The 777-nt window shown below is 69.6% G+C and carries 1 protein-coding gene and 1 pseudogene; both read right to left on the bottom strand.

The features are described 5' to 3' along the window. Positions 1-272: pseudogene (locus tag A5706_RS10075) on the bottom strand (penicillin-binding protein); the annotation flags it as partial. Positions 273-330: 58 nt separating this feature from the next. Next, positions 331-756 carry a DUF5318 family protein gene (locus A5706_RS10070; RefSeq protein ID WP_068129683.1) on the bottom strand — a complete coding sequence of 142 codons (426 nt, stop codon included), beginning with the start codon at positions 754-756 and terminating at the stop codon, positions 331-333. Positions 757-777: the final 21 nt, after the last annotated feature.

Genomic DNA, 777 nt, shown 5'->3' with positions numbered 1-777 from the left:
GCGGTCGCCCGTCCGTCCAGCGCGGCCTTGACCTCTTCGATCGGGTCGCTTTGCAGGGGCGCGGAAGCGGGCCGGTCGAGTGCGGCCTTCACCTCTTGGATCGGGTCGGGCCGGCGGGGGGCGCGGTCATCGACGACGGGCGGCAGGATCGTGGTCAACCGGTCGTCGGGTGGAACCGGACGGCGGCGGCCGGGCGCTTGGAGCGCGTCGCGCCGCTGCGGATCCGGACGGTCAGGGGTGTCCGGCGGGCCGGTGCTCGCGTGCTTGCCCACGCGCTCAGTCGTCGCCGATCCGTTGAGGTCACTGGGCGACTGGTCGTGGGGCCCTTCGTTACTCAATGGCCGTGCGGGCGCCGTTGCGCGCCGTCCGGGTGCCGCCGGTGCCTTTGGGGGGGCGTGCCGCACCCATCACGTACGACTTCACGAGGTGGTTCCAGCTGCACGTTCGGCACACCTCCACCACGTGGACGGAAAACTCCGGGAAGCGGGTCGCCAGCAGCACCAGCTCCTCGGCGGTGCGCGCCGAACCCGACACCGCGCCCAGGTGGTCGCCGAACACCCACGACACCAGGGTCAGCTGCTCCTTGCGGCAGATCGGGCACATCACCTTGCTCTGTTTCCCGTGAAATTTCGCAGCGCGCAGCAAATACGGATTGGCGTCACACACCTCGGATACACCGGTGCGTCCCGAATAAACCTCGGCGAGCAGGGAGCGCCGCCGAAGCGCGTAGTCCACCACTTGTCGCTGCAGTCGCACGCTGACCAGAGTACGTGGCCG

This window comes from Mycobacterium sp. E796 (assembly GCF_001672815.1).
Lineage (GTDB): Bacteria > Actinomycetota > Actinomycetes > Mycobacteriales > Mycobacteriaceae > Mycobacterium.
Note: the sequence above shows the minus strand (reverse complement) of the source record. Positions and strands in the feature narration are given on the sequence as shown.